Source organism: Mycobacterium sp. G7A2 (genome assembly GCF_041902445.1).
GTDB lineage: Bacteria > Actinomycetota > Actinomycetes > Mycobacteriales > Mycobacteriaceae > Mycobacterium.
Map to the genome: position 1 here is coordinate 3,993,843 of NZ_CP169251.1, position 17,296 is coordinate 4,011,138.

Consider the following 17,296-nt stretch of genomic DNA (forward strand, 5'->3'; position numbering starts at 1 on the left):
GGGTCACGCCAATCAAGCCGCGGCGTGGGTCACGCCAATGAGGCACGGCGTGGGTCACGCCAATCAAGCCACGGCGTGGGTCACGCCAAGGGGTTCGTGCCGTTGAGAAGCACCCAGATCGCCACCCCGGCGCCGATTCCGAGCACCAGTGCCGCGAACGAACCGATGAACGGGCGGCGCGCCCAGCCCCGCCCGGCGTCGAGGCCGTACCGGCCCGGCCCGATCAGGATGATCGCCGCGACAGCGCACAGCAGAATCACCTCGTACTGATGGCCGTCGGTGAGAAACGCCGACAGCCGAGCGTCGTCGTGCGCCTCCGCGACCTCGGCCAGCATGCCGGTCACCAGGTAGGCGAGCGCCCCGGCCGCCGCGACCGGGGTGAACAGGCCGACAACCAGCAGCACACCGGCAGCGACCTGACCGCCGGCGGCGACATAGGCCAGGATGTCGGCGTAGCGGAAGCCCAGGTCGGCGAGGTAGTCGCGGAACCCGCCCACCCCGGAGCCACCCCACCAGCCGAACAGGTTCTGCAGACCGTGACCGATGAACAGCGCCCCGACCGCCACCCGCAGCAGCAACAATCCGAGATTCTGGGTGCCGCGCCGGTCAGAACGAGCCGGGTCGGCCGGCTCGACCTCGGTCGGTGTCGCGGTCGAGCCGTAGGCGCCGGGGGCCAGCCCGGCGGACGGCTGCACGTAGGGCAGCGGCTCCGGGTCGTTCATCAGCCCGAACGGCGTCTGGTCGGTGGTCGCCTTCGGGGTGTCGTACCGCGGGATCGCCGTCGTCTCGGTGTCGCCGCCGAAGTTCGGCGAATGCAGGTCGTCCTCGGGGTCCACCAGCCGTGCCGAGGCAGGCCGGCCCGAGTCGTCGGGCCGCTGCCAGGCGCTGGGGTCATGGGGACTCGTCACAACAGCCAGGGTAAGTGCTGCTGAGCCGCTGCTCGGGAATTAGCCCGGCGCGCCTTCGCACCTGTTGGCGCAGGATGGACGGGTAGCGCGTGGCGCGCACCGCCGCACGATCCGTAACCTGGCCAGCATGACAAAGCGCCGGTCGGCACGCACAGCCGCTACCGCGGTGTGCGCCTTGATGTGCGCGGGACTTCTGGCCGTCGCCGGTTGCGCCAGGTTCGATTCCGCCCAGTCGCAGCCGTTCACCACCGAGCCCGAGCTGGCACCGGGGCCCACCACCACACCGACACCTCCGCCGCCGCTGCCCGCCAAGCCGTTCCCGAAGGAGTGCCCGGCCCCCGGCGTCATGCAGGGGTGCCTGGAGAGCACCAGCGGGCTGATCATGCTGCCCGACAGTCAGTCCGCCCTGGTGGGCGAGCGTATGACCGGAGCAGTCAAGCAGGTGTCGGTGCGCGCCGAACCCACCGTCAAGACCGTGATTCCCGTGGATCCGACCGGTGACGGTGGCCTGATGGACATCGTGCTGTCACCCACCTATTCGCAGGACCGGCTGATGTACGCCTACATCACCACCCCCACCGACAACCGGGTGATCCGGATCGCCGACGGCGACATCCCCAAGCCGATCCTGACCGGCATCCCCAAGGGCACCACCGGCAATCGGGGTTCGTTGATCTTCTCCAGCCCCACGACGCTGATGGTGCAGACCGGCGACGCCGGCAACCCCGCGCTGGCCGCAGATCCCGCCTCGATGGCGGGCAAGCTGCTGCGCATCGAGCAGCCCACGACCGTCGACCAGGCGCCCACCACGACCGCACTGTCGGGTCTGGGCGCGGCGGGCGGGACCTGCATCGACCCGGCCGATCAGTCGCTGTACATCACCGACAGAACCGCCGGCGGCGACCGGTTGCAGCGCATCACCAAGAACTCGGTGGTTTCGGAGGTCTGGACCTGGCCGGACCGGCCGGGTGTGGCCGGCTGCGCGGCGCTGGACGGCACCATCCTGGTCAATCTCGTCGACACCAAGCAGACCGTCGCCGTGCGGCTGTCCCCCGACACCGGCGCGGTGACCGGCGAGCCCGAAGTCGTGCGCCAGGACCAGCACGGTCACGCGTGGGCGCTGCAGGTGTCCCCCGACGGCAACATCTGGGGCGCCACGGTCAACAAGACCGCCGGTGACGCCGAGCGACTCGACGACGTGGTGTTCCCGTTGTTCCCGCAGGGCGGCGGGTTCCCGCGGACCAACGACGAGAAGACCTGATCGAGACGCTCCGCTACTGCGGACCGTGACCGGGCAGCCTCAGCATCAGCCGGGCGCCCCCCAGCGGACTGACCTCCAGCGCCGCGGTGCCGCCGTGGATCTCGGCCTGCTGCGCCACCAGCGCCAGCCCCAGGCCCGACCCGGATCGCGAAGCGGTGGTGCCGCGGTGGAAGCGCTCGAAAACCGTCGCCCGCTCCTGCTCGGGCACACCGGCACCGTTGTCGTCGACGGCGATCTCGACACCTTCCGACGACGACACCACGCTGAGCCTGACCTGGGTGGCGCCGCCGTGTTTGACGGCGTTGGCGATCGCATTGTCGATGACCAGCCGTAGACCGGCGGGCATGCCGAGCATCAACACCGACGTCGAGGAGGCCAGCGACACATCCAGCCCGGGATAGTTGTGCATGGCATCGTGGGCGGCGCGGTCGAGCAGTTCGGCCACATCGACCGGCACGAAGTCGTCGACGGTGGTCAGCTCCCCCTGCGCCAGCCGCTCCAGCGCCCCCAGGGTCGCCTCGATGCGGGACTGGGTGCGCATGACGTCGGTGATCACCTCTTTGCGCTGCTCGGGCGCCAGATCCAGGGTCAGCAGCACCTCCAGATTGGTCCGCATCGCCGTCAACGGCGTTCGCAGCTCGTGGGAGGCCACGGCGGCGAAGTCGCGCGCCGACTCCAGCGCTGCGCGGGTGCGCTGCTGTTCGTCACCGATCCGCGCCAGCATGCCCTCGACCGCTTCGGAGATCTCGACCGCTTCCCACACCCCGCGCACCTGCACCTCGTCGGGGTTGGACTGGGCATTGATGGCACGGGCCTGCTGGGCCAGCAGTCGGAACGGGTTGACCATGATCAGCGAGATCACCCAGCCGACCAGCAGTGTGCTCAGGATCACCCCGGCGCAGATCCAGAACACCCGCCAGTGCAGCGAGTCGATCCGGGCCTGCGTCTCGGCCAACGGTGCGCCGAGCGCGATGGAGGCGTTGCCTGTGGTCAACGTCCGAACCCGGTATTCGACGCCGTCGATGCTGGCGTCGGCGTAGCCGGCGGGCAGCTCGGGCAACACGACGTCAGCGGGGACCGAGATCGTGGCGTCTCCCAACCTGGCGGTGCGCACCAGGCCGTTCTCGGTGGGCTCGGGCCCGGTCCCGTCCTGCACGCTGCGCAGCAGCGTGTTCACGTCGCCGAAACTGGACAACGAATCGAGACGCCGGTCGAGCTGGTCGAGCTGGTCATTGGTGACCCCGACCCACACCCACACCCCCAGCGTCAGCACCAGGGTGATCACCCCCAGCTGGGCCAGGATGACGATCGAACGCAGCGACAGCAGCCGCAGCGGGTGCGCCAGAATGCGGAAGACCAGGTCCTGGGGGCGTGTTTTCACCGAACCGCTAGCTGCAGGCGGCCATGACGAGCTCACGCACGCGCGCGGCGTCGGCCTGGCCCTTGGTGGCTTTCATCACCGCTCCGACGATGGCTCCTGCCGCCTGGACCTTGCCGCCACGGATCTTCTCCACGACATCGGGGTTGGCGGCCAGCGCCTCATCGACAGCGGCCTGGATCAGCGAGTCGTCGCGCACCACGGCCAGGCCGCGGTCGTTCATGACCTGCTCGGGCTCGCCCTCACCGGCCAGCACGCCCTCGACGACCTGGCGGGCCAGCTTGTTGGACAGCTTGCCCTCGTCGACGAGCTTGACCACGGCGGCCACCTGGGCCGGCGTGATCGGCAGGGCGTCGAGTTCGACTCCGGATTCGTTGGCTTTCTGCACTAGGAAGTTGCCCCACCAGGCGCGAGCCTGATCGCTGGACGCGCCGTGCTCGACCGTCGCGGCGATCAGATCGAGCGCGCCGATGTTGACCAGGTCGCGCATCACCTCGTCGGAAACACCCCAGTCCTGCTGAATCCGCTTGCGCGACAGCCACGGAAGCTCGGGGATGGTGGCACGCAGCCGCTCGACGAGCTCGGCGCTGGGAGCCACCGGCTCCAGATCCGGTTCGGGGAAGTACCGGTAGTCCTGCGCGGTCTCCTTGCTGCGACCGGGCGAGGTATAGCCGTCCTCGTGAAAGTGCCGAGTCTCCTGCAGGATCGTGCCACCTGATTCCAGAACCGCTGCCTGCCTGCGCATCTCGTAGCGCACGGCGACTTCGACGCTCTTGAGCGAGTTGACGTTCTTGGTTTCGGTGCGGGTACCGAACTCGGCCTGCCCGATCGGTTTGAGCGAAACGTTCGAATCGCACCGCATCGAGCCCTGATCCATCCGGACATCGGAAACACCCAAGCCGCGCAACAGATCTCGCAATGCGGTCACGTACGCGCGGGCGATCTCCGGGGCCCGCTCCCCCGCGCCTTCGATGGGCTTGGTGACGATCTCGATCAGCGGGACCCCGGCGCGGTTGTAGTCGATCAGCGACGTGGTGGCTCCGGCGATACGTCCCGTCTCGCTGCCCAGGTGGGTCAGCTTGCCGGTGTCCTCTTCCATGTGTGCCCGCTCGATCTCCACGCGCCAGGTGCTGCCGTCGTCCAGCGGCACCTCGAGGTGGCCGTTGATGGCGATCGGTTCGTCGTACTGGGAGATCTGGTAGTTCTTCGGCATGTCCGGATAGAAATAGTTCTTCCGGGCGAAGCGGCACCACGGCACGATCTCGCAATTGAGCGCCAGGCCGATGCGGATCGCGGACTCGACGGCGACCTGGTTGAGCACGGGTAGCGACCCGGGCATACCCAGGCAGACCGGGCACACCTGGGTGTTGGGCTCGCCACCGAAGCGGTTGGCGCAGCTGCAGAACATCTTGGTCTCGGTGGACAGCTCGACGTGCACCTCGAGACCGAGGACCGGCTCGTAGCGGGCGATGACCTCGGCGTAATCCAGCAGCTCGGCGGTGGCGACAGACATGCCCCTGATCCTAGTGCGGGCGTCTCCCGCCGCCTTCGTCAGCCGAAGAACGCCGCCGCGTCCTCGTAGCGGCTTTGCGGAACCAGTTTGAGTTGGCGGACCGCGTCGGCCAGCGGCACGCGGCCGATGTCCTGGCCACGCAGCGACACCATCATCCCGTACTCGCCGGCATGGGCGGCGTCGGCGGCGTTGACGCCGAAGCGGGTGGCCAGGACCCGGTCGTGCGGTGTCGGCGTGCCGCCGCGCTGCACGTGGCCGAGCACGGTGGTACGCACCTCTTTCTTGATGCGCTTCTCCACCTCCACGGCCAGCTGCTGGGCCACCCCGGTGAAACGCTCGTGGCCGAACTCGTCGATGCCGCCCTGCAGCAGCTGCATCGAGCCCTCCGCAGGCTTGGCGCCTTCGGCGACGACGCAGATGAAATGCGAGTCACCGCGCACGAAACGCGCCTTGACCAGGCGGCACACCTCTTCGACGTCGAACGGCTGCTCGGGGATCAACGTCATGTGCGCACCGGCGGCCAGCCCGGCGTTGAGCGCGATCCAGCCCGCGTGACGGCCCATCACCTCGACGAGCATGACCCGCTGATGCGACTCGGCGGTGCTGTGCAGTCGGTCGATGGCCTCGGTGGCGATGTTCAGCGCCGTGTCATGGCCGAACGTGACATCGGTGCAGTCGATGTCGTTGTCGATGGTCTTGGGCACTCCGACGACGGGCACGCCCTCCTCGGACAGCCAGCTCGCCGCGGTCAGAGTGCCCTCGCCGCCGATCGGGATCAGCACGTCGATGCCGTTGTCGTCGAGCGTCTGTTTGATCTCGTCGAGCCCGGCACGGAGCCGGTCTGGGTTGGTGCGGGCGGTCCCGAGCATCGTGCCGCCCTTGGCCAACAGTCGATCGTTGCGGTCGTCGTTGTGCAGCTGGATGCGGCGGTTCTCCAACAGCCCGCGCCACCCGTCCTGGAAACCCACCACCGACGAGCCGTAGCGGGCGTCGCAGGTGCGCACGACCGCCCGGATGACCGCGTTGAGCCCCGGGCAGTCCCCGCCTCCGGTCAGCACTCCGATCCGCATGATCTATCTCGCTCCTCGCGTGCGCATGATCTGTTCGGCTCCTCGCCGACCTATCTTGCCCTTTCAGACCGCCGTCGGCAGCGGACCGCGGACAACCTCGAACGCGGCGCCGACACGGTAGAGCCGGTCGTCGGCCAACGCCGGCGCCATGATCTGCAGTCCCACCGGCAGTTGATCGTCCGGGGAGAGTCCCGCGGGCACCGACATTCCGCAGTGTCCGGCGAGGTTGAGCGGCAATGTGCACAGGTCGAACAGGTACATCGACAGCGGATCGTCGACCTTCTCGCCGAGGCGGAACGCCGTGCTCGGCGTCGCCGGTGAGACCAGCACGTCGACGCTGCGGTAGGCCTGGTCCAGGTCGCGCGCGATGAGGGTGCGCACCTTCTGCGCCTGGTTGTAATAGGCGTCGTAGTAACCCGCCGACAGCGCGTAGGCGCCGATCATGATGCGCCGCTTGACCTCCGGCCCGAAGCCGGCGGCGCGGGTCAGGGCCATCACTTCCTCGGCGCTGTGACTTCCGTCGTCGCCGACGCGCAGGCCGTAGCGCATGCCGTCGAACTTGGCCAGGTTCGACGACACCTCCGAGGGCAGGATCAGGTAGTAGGCGGGCAGCGAGTAGTCGAAGTGCGGGCAGTCCACCTCGCTGACCTCGGCGCCGAGCGCCGTGAGCTTGTCGACCGCGTCGTTGAACGCGTTCAGCACGCCCGGCTGATAGCCCTCACCGCTGCGCAACTGTTTGACCACGCCGACGCGCAGGCCTTTGAGGTCACCGTTGGCGCCGGCTTTGGCTGCCCCGACGACGTCGGGGACGGCGGCGTCGACCGAGGTGGAATCGCGCGGATCGTGCCCGGCGACCACAGCGTGCAGCAGCGCGGTGTCGAGCACCGTGCGCGCGCACGGTCCGCCCTGGTCCAGGGAGGATGCGCACGCGATCAGCCCGTACCGCGACACGGTGCCGTAGGTGGGTTTCACGCCGACGGTCGCGGTCAGCGCTGCGGGTTGGCGGATCGACCCGCCGGTGTCGGAGCCGATGGCCAGCGGCGCCTGGAACGCCGCCAGGGCTGCCGCGCTGCCACCGCCCGAGCCGCCGGGCACCCGCTCGGTGTCCCACGGGTTGCGGGTCGGCCCGTACGCGGAGTTCTCGGTCGAGCTGCCCATGGCGAACTCGTCCATGTTGGTCTTGCCGAGGATCGGGATGCCGGCCTGGCGCAGCCGCTCGGTCACCGTGGCGTCGTAGGGCGACATCCAGCCTTCGAGGATCTTCGACCCGCAGGTGGTGGGCATGTCGGTGGTGGTGAAGACGTCCTTGAGGGCCAGCGGCACCCCGGCCAGCGGCGAGGCCGGGCTCTCGCCGGCAGCGATTTGAGCGTCGACGGCGGCCGCGGCGGCCAGCGCCTGGTCACCGCCGACGTGCAGGAACGCGTGGTAGGCGCCGTCGGTGGCGGCGATCTGGTCCAGGCAGGCCTGGGTCACCTCGGTCGAGGACACCTCTTTGGCGGCGATCTTCGCGCCGAGCGTTGCGGCGTCGAGCCGGGTCAGGTCGCTCACTCTGCTTCTCCGAGGATCCGGGGCACGGCAAAACGCCCGTCGACCGCGTTGGGCGCCTCAGCGAGCGCCTGGTCCTGGGTGAGGCAGGGCGCCGGCACATCGGGCCGGAAGACGTTGACGTCCTTGAGGGGGTTGTCGGTGGCCTCGACGCCGGTGACGTCGACGGCCTGGATCTGGCTGACATGGCCGAGGATGGCGTCGAGTTGGCCGGCGAAACTGTCCAACTCGCCGTCGGTCAAGGCGAGTCGGGCCAGTCGCGCCAGGTGCGCAACCTCGTCTCGGGAGATCTGGGACACGACCACGAAGCCTAGTTCAACGCCTCCGCGGGGCCGTCGTCCGAGTCGCCTGCGCCAGGCAGTCCGTGACACAGTGTTGCGCGTGCCTTCGTATCTGCTACGGGTCCAGCTGGAGGACAGGCCCGGCAGCCTCGGCTCCTTGGCCGTGGCCTTGGGCTCCGCGGGTGCCGACATCCTCTCGCTCGACGTGGTCGAGCGGGCCGCGGGCTACGCGGTCGACGATCTCGTCGTCGAGCTTCCGCCCGGAGCCATGCCGGACATGCTCATCACGGCCGCCGAGAAGATCAAAGGGGTCTACGTCGACAGCATCCGGCCGCACACCGGGCTACTCGAGGCCCACCGCGAGCTGGAACTGATCGACCACGTCGCCGCTGCCGACGGCACGGTCAAGCAGTTGCAGGTGCTCGTCGACCAGGCGCCCAAGGTGCTGCGCGTCGGCTGGTGCACGGTGACCAGGCTGACCGACGCGGGCCCTCAACGGGTGGTGGGCAGCTCCGGCGCCCCGGAGACGGTGGCCGCAGAAACGCCGTGGCTGCCGATCCACCGGGCCCAGGCGCTGGACGCGACCGCGGACTGGGTGCCGCAGGTGTGGCGAGACATGGACACCACCTTGGCCGCCGCACCGCTGGGGGGATCGGCCACCGCCCTGGTGCTCGGTCGCCCCGGTGGTCCCGAATTCCGGCCCAGCGAGGTGGCGCGGCTGGGATACCTCGCCGGTATCGTCGCGACGATCACCGGCTAGGCGGCCACGTTCCCGGGGTCAGTCGCGGCAGTCACGGGGTCAGCTGCGGCGAGCGGACGGGCAGCTAGACCCCCTCCGGGCCCTCCTGAAGCAAGCGGCTGAAGCCGTCTTCGTCGAGCACCGGCACCCCGAGCTCGATCGCCTTGTCGTACTTGGATCCCGGCGAATCCCCGGCGACGACGTAGTCGGTCTTCTTCGACACCGACCCGGACGCCTTCCCGCCCCGGGTGATGATCGCTTCCTTGGCGCCGTCGCGGGAGAACCCGGTCAGCGACCCCGTCACCACCACGGTCAATCCTTCCAGCGTGCGCTCGATGCTGGCGTCACGCTCGTCGGCCATCCGCACGCCGGCCGCGCGCCACTTCTCGACGATTGCGCGGTGCCAGTCCACGGTGAACCAGTCGATCACCGCCGCCGCGATGGTCGGGCCCACGCCCTCGGTGGCAGCCAACTGCTCCTCGGAGGCGGACTCGATGGCCTCGAGACTGCCGAATTCGGTAGCCAGCGCACGAGCCGCGGTCGGCCCGACATGGCGGATCGACAGCGCCACCAACACCCGCCACAACGGCTGCGCCTTCGCCTGGCCGAGATTGGCCAACAGGCGCTTGCCGTTGGCCGACACTTCGCCGGCCTTCGTGGTGAACAGCTCTGTGCGCAGCAGGTCGTCTGCGGTGAGGCCGAACAGGTCACCTTCGTCGGCGATGACGCCGGCCTGCAACAGAGCGGTCGCAGCCTCGTAACCCAGGCCCTCGATATCGAATGCGCCACGCCCGGCGACGTGAAACACCCTCTCCCGCAACTGCGCCGGGCACGAGCGCGAGTTCGGGCAGCGAATGTCGGCGTCACCCTCCTTGGCGGGAGCGAGTTCGGTTCCGCACTCGGGACAGTGGGTGGGCATGACGAACTCGTGCTCGGACCCGTCACGCAGGTCCACGACCGGGCCGAGCACCTCGGGGATGACGTCGCCGGCCTTGCGGATCACCACGGTGTCGCCGATGAGCACACCCTTGCGCTTGACCTCCGAGGCGTTGTGCAGCGTGGCCAGCCCGACCGTCGACCCGGCCACCTTGACCGGTTCCATGTAGGCGAACGGCGTGACCCGGCCGGTCCGCCCGACGTTGACGCGGATGTCGAGGAGTTTGGTGGTCGCCTCTTCGGGTGGGTATTTGTAGGCGACCGCCCAGCGCGGAGCGCGCGAGGTCGATCCGAGCCGGCGCTGCAGCGCGACCTCGTCGACCTTGACCACCACACCGTCGATCTCGTGATCGACGTCGTGGCGGTGTTCACCCCAGTAGGCGATGCGTTCTGTCACCGCTTCCAGTCCTTGGACCTGTGCGGTGTGGGCCGAGACAGGCAGACCCCACTGCCCCAGCGCCCGGTAGGCGTCGTGGAGTGTGGCAAACGTCAAGCCCGCAGGACCTTCCACGTGACCGAGTCCGTGGCAGATCATGCGTAGCTTGCGCCGCGCCGTGACCGCCGGGTTCTTCTGCCGCAACGAGCCCGCGGCACTGTTGCGCGGGTTCGCAAACGGCGGCTTGCCCTCGGCGACCAGTCCTGCGTTGAGTTCCTCGAAATCGGCCACCCGGAAGAACACCTCGCCGCGGACCTCGAGCACCTTCGGAACCGGGAATTCCTCGGTGCCGGTGAGCTTCTCAGGCACGTCGTCGATGGTGCGGGCGTTGAGGGTGACATCCTCGCCGGTGCGGCCGTCGCCGCGGGTCGCCGCGCGGACCAATCGTCCGTCGCGGTAGACCAGCGCCAGCGCCACGCCGTCGATCTTCAGCTCGCACAGGTAGTGCGCGCCGTCGCCGATCTCACTTCTGATGCGGGCGGCCCACGCGCCGAGCTCGTCGGGGGTGAAGACGTTGTCCAGACTCAGCATCCGCTCGAGATGGTCGGCGGAGGTGAAGTCGGTGGAGAACCCCGCACCGCCGACGAGCTGGGTGGGCGAATCGGGGGTCCGCAACTGCGGGTGGGCGTTCTCGAGCGCCTCGAGCTCCCGCAGCAACGTGTCGAACTCGGCGTCGGAGATGATCGGCGCGTCGCGTACGTAATAGCGGAACTGGTGGCCTCGCACTTCCTCGGCGAGCTCCTGCCACTGCCGACGCAGGTCGGCGTCGACGGCGTCGACAGCGCCGTCGGCCTGCTCGGCCAGCGCGGCCTCGGGATCCTGACTCGCCTTGGGACTCACTCTGGCAGGTTATCGAAGGCCGCCGACACGGCGGTCCGCCCCGGCCGTCGGACCGCGCGCATAACCTGACCCCATGCCGCACCCGATCATGTTCCGCGACGACGACATGGGCCTGGCCGAGGTCCGGCGGATCGCGCTCGGATTTCCCGAGACGTTCGAGAAGATCTCCCACGGTAGGCCGGTGTTCTGCGCCCCCAAGATGTTCGCGGTGTACGGAGGTTCGGCGAAAAGCGCCGCCGGCGCTGAGCACACCCGGTACCCGCATTGTGTGCTGGTCAAGGTCGACGACAGCGAACGGCGGGCACTGGAGCAGGACAGCCGGTTCTTCTTCCCCGCCTACATGGGACCGTTCGGCTGGCTCGGCCTGGATTTCGAGGCCGCACCGGTCGACTGGGCCGAGGTCACCGAGCTGATCGACGCGTCCTTCCGGATGGTCGCGCCGAAGAAAACAATCAAGCAGCTCGACCAACGTTGACCCATTCGGCGGTCGGACATGCTTCGATCGGAGCTGCCATGAGTTTCTCCAGCCCTTTCCCCGAAGTCGACATCCCCACCGCGAGTGTCTACGACTATCTCTTCGACGACCTCCACGACCACGACGCCGACCGTGTCGCCCTGATCGACGCGAAGTCCGGCAGACAGACCTCATACCGCGAGATGGTCGCCCGTATCGAATCCTTCGCCGGCGGATTGGCCGCCCGCGGCCTCGGCGTCGGCGATGTGGTCGGACTGCTCGCTCCGAACAGCTCGGCGTTCGCGGTCGCCTTCCACGGCATCCTGCGTGCCGGCGCGACAGCAACCACCATCAATGCGCTGTTCACGGCCAAGGACATCGCCAAGCAGCTGACCGACTCCAAGGCCACCATGTTGGTGACCGTGAGCCCGCTGCGCGAACAAGCCCGGGAGGGGGCGGCCGCGGCGGGCCTGCCTGCGGAGAACGTGGTGGTTCTCGATGGTGCGGGCCGCGACACCGACGGCCACCCCAACGCCGAGGACCTGCTCGCGGCGGGAGCCGCCGCGCCGGACGTCAGCTTCGCTCCGTCGGCGCACCTGGCGGTGCTGCCCTACAGCTCGGGCACGACCGGCAATCCCAAGGGTGTCATGCTCACCCACCGCAACCTGGTCGCCAACGTCGCCCAGATCCGGCCGCTGCACGGCATGACGAGTGACGACGTGGTGCTGGCCGTCCTGCCCTTCTTCCACATCTACGGCATGACCGTGCTGCTCAATGCGGCACTGCACGCGCGCGCCCGCCTCGTCATCATGCCGAGTTTCGACCTAGGCGAATTCCTCGGCAACATCGCCGAACACCGGTGCACCGTCGCGTTCATCGCACCTCCGGTGGCGGTCGCGCTGGCCAAGCATCCGTTGATCGACGACTACGACCTGTCCTCGCTGAACGTGGTCATGTCGGGGGCGGCACCGTTGGACGCCGACCTCGGACATGCGGTCGCCGAGCGGTTGCGGTGCACGGTCGTACAGGGATACGGCATGAGCGAGCTCAGCCCGGTCAGCCACATCACCCCATTCGACTACGGCGAGCACGACATGCGTGTCGAGGCACCGCTCAGTTCGGTCGGCTGGACGGTTTCCAATGCTGCGTCCAAGATCGTCGACCCCGAGACGGGGCGCGAAATCCCCGTTCCCGAAGAGGGTTTGAGTGAGACGGGCGAGCTCTGGTTCAAGGGCCCCAACGTCATGGCCGGGTATCTGAACAACGACGAGGCCACCAAGGCGACCATCGACGACGACGGCTGGCTGCACACCGGGGACCTGGCCCAGGTGGACGCCCACGGATGCGTCTACATCGTCGACCGACTCAAGGAGCTCATCAAGTACAAGGGCTACCAGGTGCCGCCGGCTGAACTGGAGGCCGTGCTGTTGAGCCACCCCGATATCGCCGACGCCGCGGTGGTCGGCGCACTCGACGACGAAGGCGAGGAGGTACCGAAGGCGTTCGTCGTCAAGCAGTCCGACTCTGAGTTGACCGCGGATGACGTGATGGCGTTCGTCGCCGAACACGTTGCGCCCTACAAGAAGGTCCGCAAGGTCGAGTTCATCGACGCGGTGCCGAAGTCGGCGTCGGGCAAGATTCTGCGAAAGGATCTCCGCTCGCGCTGACTTGTCACCCCCCGGATCTAGACTAGAACACATGTTCGAGTCCGGGGCGGCGGGGTGTATCGAGGCGATGGCCTCGGCGGTGCGCGCGGAGTCGGCGGCGATCGCGGCGCGGTTGAAAGCGGTGGCCGGGTTGTATGCCCAGCGCTGCCGCGACTACGAAGGCCGCCAGCACTGGGCCAGCGATATCTTCGACGCGGTGGCCGCGGAGGTCTCGGCCGCCCAGAACATCAGCCGCGCCCGCGCCGGGGTGCAGGTGCGCATGGCGGTCTCGCTGTTCGAACGCCTGCCCCGGGTCGCGGAGGTGTTCGCCGCCGGGGACATCGACTACCGGGCGTTGCGGATCATCATTGCCCGCACCGACAACGTCGACGACGAGGTGATCGGCCGTCTCGATGAGGCGCTGGCCGAGCGGGTGGGCCGCTGGAACCGGTTCTCGGAGAATGCGTTACGTGACCGTATCGACAAATGGGTGGCCACGGTCGACCCCGCCGGTGAACGTGTGCCGCCCGCAGTTCGGGATCAGCGCTACCTCGACATCGACCCCCACCCCACCGCGGCGGGCATGGCGCTGATCGGGGGCGCGCTGCACGCGATGGACGCCGCCGCGCTGCAGGCCCGCATCACCGCGATCGCGGCCACCGTGTGCGACGAGGACCCGCGCACCACCGCCCAACGCCGCGCTGATGCCTGCGGGGCGATCGGACGCTGGGAAACCAGCCTGGCCTGCCAATGCCCCGATGCGCAGTGCCCCAACCGCGCCGTGCGCGACGGCGCGGCCCAGGTCGTGATCCATCTGCTGGCCGAGCAGACCACCATCACCGGCAGCGGCACCGCTCCGGGCTATCTACCCGGGTTCGGGGTCCAGCCCGCCGAGGCGGTGCGCAGCGCCGCCCGCGGCGCGAAACTCACCCCGGTGCGGCTGCCCGGCCCGGCCCCAGAGCCCGGCTATCGCGCCTCGGCGCCGCTGACCGATTTCTTGCGCTGGCGCGATCTGACCTGCCGCTGGCCCGGCTGTGACGCCCCGGTGGCCCGTTGCGACCTCGACCACACCCAACCCTGGCCGGTCGGGCTCACCCACCCCTCCGGGCTCAAGCACTACTGCCGGGCCCATCATTTGCTCAAAACGTTCTACACCGGCCCGCTGGGCTGGACCGATCAGCAGCGCCCCGACGGCACCATCGTGTTCACCGCCCCCACCGGGCACACCTACACCACCGAAGCCGCCGGCGGACTGCTGTTCCCCACCCTGGCCCGCCCCACCGCACCCCTGAGCACCACCAGCACCAGCACCGGCGCCTGCGCCTGCGCCGGCGCCGGCGCCGAACCGGCAACGCCCCACCGCAGCATGATGATGCCCACACGCCGCACCACCCGCGACCAGGACCGCCGCGCCCGCATCCACCACGAACGCCGCCAACGCCTCGACATCAACGCCGAACACCAACGCCAACACCAAGCCTGGCTCGCCGCCACCTACGAACCACCACCCTTCTGAGGGGTTGGCTCAAATACCTTCCGGGTCCTCGGCCATTGCGTCGGCGACCCGCTGGGAAAGCTCGATCGCGCCGCGCGCCCAGGCGGGCGTCGCCGCGGCCAGGCCGCACGCCGGGGTCACCCCGATGCGGTCCTTCAAGACCACGCGAGCGAAACCGAGTCGGTCGGTCACCGACGCGACTGACGCCGCGACATGCTCGGTGCCCAATCGCGTGGTGGGCTGGATGCTCGGAACCGCGCCCAGCAGCACGGTGCGCCCCGACTCCAGGAACTCGCCGATGCCGTCCAGGTCGGCTGGGGTCAGGGTGGCGATGTCGACCGACACTGCGGCGATGCTGCTGCGCTGCAGCAGCGGCCACGACAGTCCCTCCGCACAGCTGTGCAGGGCCACGTCACCGCCGACGACCGCGACGCAGTCATCGAGAAGACCGCCCACCATCGCCTCGTCGACGGGATGCACGGGCGCCATACTGGTCACCCCGGACAGTCTCCCGGCCATCGCAGCCGGCAGTGACGGCTCGTCGAACTGCACGACCACCGGGGTCTGCAGTCGGCGCGACACCTGTGCGCGATGGGCGGACACCCCCTCGGCGAGCGACACAGCCAGATCGCGCACCGCTCCCACATCGGTGATGGCCCGGTGCCCGTTCGGCAGTTCCAGATGCGCGGCCAGAGTGACCGGACCGGGCGCCTGCACCTTCACCGTTCGGTCGGACCCCCGTATGCCCGCCTTCTCCCAGGCCTCTTCGAGTGCATCGATGTCTTCGTCGAGCAGGCTGACCGCCCGGCGTGTGGCGGCCCGGCGTCCGGTGGCGATCCGGTATCCGCGGGGCACCGTGTCCAGAGCGATGTCGACGAGCAGGGCGCCGGCGCGCCCGATCAGGTCGGCCCCCACCCCGCGGGCCGGTAACTCCACCAGATGCGGCAGCCCGGGCAGCTCCCCCACGACGATCTCGGCGGCTTCCCGGGGCGCCGATCCCGGCCAGGAGCCCGTGCCGGTTGCGGTCGCGAAAACACTCACTCGCCCGACGATATCGACACCGCTAGTGTCATGACATGACGGCCCGGTTCTGCGTGTCCACGCTGTTGGCGGTGGCGCTCGCGGCGGTGCCGGTTGCCGCGTGCACCCAGACGGTCTCAGGGACCGCGCTGCGGACCGCCCCCACCATCGACGAGGACTCGCGCTCTCCGGTCGACGTCGACACCGTGCTGCTCGATCGAGCCGAGTTGCAGGCCATCACCGGGGCAGGCGAAAACCTGACCGCGATCCCCGGAATGCAGAGCAAGATACCGGTGGACATCGATCTGATGCTCGATTCCGTTCCGCAGCAATGCCAATGGGTGTTCGCCGAAACGCAGGTCTTCGGACCCGACATCGAGGAGTTCACGAAGTCCACCTACCAGAGCCCCCGCCGCGGCGGTGTGATCAGCCAGGCCGCCGCCGGGTATCGCGATGTGCCGACCGCGCGAGCCGCGTTCGACGGCCTGGTCGAACGCATACGCGGCTGCGATCAGAGCCGGGCGGGCCGGCAGCTGGTCGGCGAGTTCGCCGGCACCACGGATTCGGTGCACACCAGGCCCGGAGACTGCGGCCGCGACTACCGGATCAAGTCGGCGGTGCTGGTGGAGGTCACGTTCTGCGCGTTTCCGGACTCAGTGCCCGACATCGTGATGACCAACATCCTCGCCAACGTGCCGGGCTAGTGCGCCGCCCGGATGGTGGCGCTGCCGAGCACCTCGTCGCCGGCGGGGTCGGGACGGTACAAGACCGCGGTCTGCCCGGGCGCCACGCCGCGCAGCGGGCTGCGCAGCTCGACGACGAGTTCGCCGTCGCGTAATTCGGCGACCGCGCCGGTGATCCCGCCGTGCGCGCGCACCTGCACCTCGCACTCGAGCGGGCCTCGAGGGGCGACCCCGGAGGTGAACACCGGGGCCTCACCGTAGAGAGTGTGCACGTCGAGGTCGGCCACATCGCCGACCTGCACCGTGGCGGTGGCGGCGTCGATTCCGGTCACGTACCTGGGCCGACCGTCGGGGCCGGGGCCCGCGATGCCGAGACCCTTGCGCTGCCCGATGGTGAACCCGTGCACGCCGTCGTGCTCGGCGAGCACCGCGCCGCTGGAGTCGACCACGCTGCCGCGCCGCACGCCGATCCGGGCACCGAGAAACGCCTGGGTATCGCCCGACGGGATGAAGCAGATGTCGTGGCTGTCGGCCTTCTCTGCCACAGCCAGTCCCCGTCGCGCGGCCTCCTGGCGGATCTGCGCCTTGGCTGTGTCACCGATCGGGAACATGGCGTGCGCTAGCTGATCGGCGGTCAGCACGGCCAACACGTAGGACTGGTCCTTCTCGGGATCCACGGCGCGGCGCAACCGGCCCTCCGACAGTCGCGCATAGTGGCCCGTGGCCAGCGCGTCGAAGCCCAGCGCGAGAGCGCGAGAGGCCAACGCGGAGAACTTGATCCGCTCGTTGCAGCGCACGCACGGGTTGGGCGTCTCACCGCGGGCGTAGGAGTCGACGAAGTCGTCGATGACGTCTTCTTTGAAGCGGTCGGCGAAGTCCCAGACGTAGAACGGGATACCGAGCACGTCGGCGACCCGCCGGGCGTCGCCGGCGTCCTCCTTCGAGCAGCATCCGCGCGACCCCGTGCGCAGCGTGCCGGGGGCCGTAGACAGCGCCAGGTGCACCCCGACCACCTCGTGGCCGGCGTCGACCATCCGCGCGGCAGCGACAGATGAATCCACTCCGCCGCTCATCGCGACCAGAACCCGCAT

General features: G+C 69.1%; 15 protein-coding genes. 6 read left to right on the forward strand and 9 right to left on the reverse strand.

Going from position 1 to position 17,296, the window contains the following annotated elements; all coding sequences use genetic code 11:
• Window positions 1-80: 80 nt before the first annotated feature.
• Window positions 81-908: a DoxX family protein gene (locus ACEWX3_RS19025; RefSeq protein ID WP_374157331.1), complete on the reverse strand. Its 828-nt coding sequence runs from the start codon at window positions 906-908 to the stop codon at window positions 81-83.
• Window positions 909-1,035: 127 nt separating this feature from the next.
• On the opposite strand from ACEWX3_RS19025, the gene ACEWX3_RS19030 reads away from it, so the two are divergent.
• On the forward strand, window positions 1,036-2,169 hold the full coding sequence (locus tag ACEWX3_RS19030; RefSeq protein ID WP_373889076.1) for a PQQ-dependent sugar dehydrogenase: 1,134 nt from the start codon (window positions 1,036-1,038) through the stop codon (window positions 2,167-2,169).
• Between the two features lie 13 nt (window positions 2,170-2,182).
• Here the strand turns inward: ACEWX3_RS19030 and ACEWX3_RS19035 are convergent, their stop codons facing one another.
• The 5 genes from ACEWX3_RS19035 to gatC form a co-directional block, all read right to left on the reverse strand.
• Window positions 2,183-3,550: a sensor histidine kinase KdpD gene (locus ACEWX3_RS19035; RefSeq protein ID WP_221360875.1), complete on the reverse strand. Its 1,368-nt coding sequence runs from the start codon at window positions 3,548-3,550 to the stop codon at window positions 2,183-2,185.
• Between the two features lie 7 nt (window positions 3,551-3,557).
• Complete coding sequence (gene gatB / locus ACEWX3_RS19040; protein WP_374159898.1) at window positions 3,558-5,102, reverse strand: Asp-tRNA(Asn)/Glu-tRNA(Gln) amidotransferase subunit GatB; 1,545 nt, start codon at window positions 5,100-5,102, stop codon at window positions 3,558-3,560.
• Window positions 5,099-6,130 carry an ATP-dependent 6-phosphofructokinase gene (locus ACEWX3_RS19045; protein WP_152516565.1) on the reverse strand — a complete coding sequence of 344 codons (1,032 nt, stop codon included), beginning with the start codon at window positions 6,128-6,130 and terminating at the stop codon, window positions 5,099-5,101. Before ACEWX3_RS19045 ends, gatB begins: the two co-directional genes overlap by 4 nt.
• 63 nt (window positions 6,131-6,193) lie before the next feature.
• Window positions 6,194-7,678: an Asp-tRNA(Asn)/Glu-tRNA(Gln) amidotransferase subunit GatA gene (gene gatA, locus ACEWX3_RS19050; RefSeq protein ID WP_374157332.1), complete on the reverse strand. Its 1,485-nt coding sequence runs from the start codon at window positions 7,676-7,678 to the stop codon at window positions 6,194-6,196.
• On the reverse strand, window positions 7,675-7,974 hold the full coding sequence (gatC, locus tag ACEWX3_RS19055) for an Asp-tRNA(Asn)/Glu-tRNA(Gln) amidotransferase subunit GatC (protein ID WP_207067442.1): 300 nt from the start codon (window positions 7,972-7,974) through the stop codon (window positions 7,675-7,677). Before gatC ends, gatA begins: the two co-directional genes overlap by 4 nt.
• Before the next feature lie 82 nt (window positions 7,975-8,056).
• Between gatC and ACEWX3_RS19060 the strand changes: the two genes are divergently transcribed.
• On the forward strand, window positions 8,057-8,716 hold the full coding sequence (locus ACEWX3_RS19060; RefSeq protein WP_374157333.1) for an amino acid-binding protein: 660 nt from the start codon (window positions 8,057-8,059) through the stop codon (window positions 8,714-8,716).
• A gap of 64 nt (window positions 8,717-8,780) precedes the next feature.
• Here ACEWX3_RS19060 and ligA read toward each other — a convergent pair whose 3' ends face one another.
• The gene (gene ligA / locus ACEWX3_RS19065; RefSeq protein ID WP_374159899.1) at window positions 8,781-10,826 is read right to left on the reverse strand and encodes an NAD-dependent DNA ligase LigA; all 2,046 of its coding nucleotides are present in this window, start codon (window positions 10,824-10,826) and stop codon (window positions 8,781-8,783) included.
• Window positions 10,827-10,980: 154 nt separating this feature from the next.
• On the opposite strand from ligA, the gene ACEWX3_RS19070 reads away from it, so the two are divergent.
• Genes ACEWX3_RS19070 through ACEWX3_RS19080 form a run of 3 tightly spaced genes read left to right on the forward strand, consistent with a single transcriptional unit; the run spans window position 10,981 to window position 14,523 of the window.
• Complete coding sequence (locus ACEWX3_RS19070; RefSeq protein WP_374157334.1) at window positions 10,981-11,382, forward strand: MmcQ/YjbR family DNA-binding protein; 402 nt, start codon at window positions 10,981-10,983, stop codon at window positions 11,380-11,382.
• A 38-nt stretch (window positions 11,383-11,420) separates the two neighbouring features.
• Complete coding sequence (locus ACEWX3_RS19075) at window positions 11,421-13,028, forward strand: 4-coumarate--CoA ligase family protein (protein WP_374157335.1); 1,608 nt, start codon at window positions 11,421-11,423, stop codon at window positions 13,026-13,028.
• 31 nt (window positions 13,029-13,059) lie between these two features.
• Window positions 13,060-14,523: a 13E12 repeat family protein gene (locus ACEWX3_RS19080; protein WP_374157336.1), complete on the forward strand. Its 1,464-nt coding sequence runs from the start codon at window positions 13,060-13,062 to the stop codon at window positions 14,521-14,523.
• A 9-nt stretch (window positions 14,524-14,532) separates the two neighbouring features.
• Here ACEWX3_RS19080 and ACEWX3_RS19085 read toward each other — a convergent pair whose 3' ends face one another.
• Window positions 14,533-15,543: a methionine synthase gene (locus tag ACEWX3_RS19085; RefSeq protein ID WP_374157337.1), complete on the reverse strand. Its 1,011-nt coding sequence runs from the start codon at window positions 15,541-15,543 to the stop codon at window positions 14,533-14,535.
• A gap of 35 nt (window positions 15,544-15,578) precedes the next feature.
• Between ACEWX3_RS19085 and ACEWX3_RS19090 the strand changes: the two genes are divergently transcribed.
• Window positions 15,579-16,226, forward strand: a complete 648-nt coding sequence (locus tag ACEWX3_RS19090; RefSeq protein ID WP_374157338.1) for a sensor domain-containing protein — start codon at window positions 15,579-15,581, stop codon at window positions 16,224-16,226.
• Here the strand turns inward: ACEWX3_RS19090 and mnmA are convergent.
• On the reverse strand, window positions 16,223-17,296 hold the full coding sequence (gene mnmA / locus ACEWX3_RS19095; RefSeq protein ID WP_207066305.1) for a tRNA 2-thiouridine(34) synthase MnmA: 1,074 nt from the start codon (window positions 17,294-17,296) through the stop codon (window positions 16,223-16,225). The genes ACEWX3_RS19090 and mnmA overlap by 4 nt on opposite strands.

Bases quoted from the DNA above. Each gene is read 5' to 3' on its own strand.
- ACEWX3_RS19030 (WP_373889076.1), top strand. From the start codon at position 1,036: ATGACAAAGCGCCGGTCGGCACGCACAGCCGCTACCGCGGTGTGCGCC.
- ACEWX3_RS19045 (WP_152516565.1), bottom strand. From the start codon at position 6,130: ATGCGGATCGGAGTGCTGACCGGAGGCGGGGACTGCCCGGGGCTCAAC.
- ACEWX3_RS19070 (WP_374157334.1), top strand. From the start codon at position 10,981: ATGCCGCACCCGATCATGTTCCGCGACGACGACATGGGCCTGGCCGAG.
- ACEWX3_RS19075 (WP_374157335.1), top strand. From the start codon at position 11,421: ATGAGTTTCTCCAGCCCTTTCCCCGAAGTCGACATCCCCACCGCGAGT.
- ACEWX3_RS19080 (WP_374157336.1), top strand. From the start codon at position 13,060: ATGTTCGAGTCCGGGGCGGCGGGGTGTATCGAGGCGATGGCCTCGGCG.
- ACEWX3_RS19090 (WP_374157338.1), top strand. From the start codon at position 15,579: ATGACGGCCCGGTTCTGCGTGTCCACGCTGTTGGCGGTGGCGCTCGCG.
- mnmA (WP_207066305.1), bottom strand. From the start codon at position 17,296: ATGCGGGTTCTGGTCGCGATGAGCGGCGGAGTGGATTCATCTGTCGCT.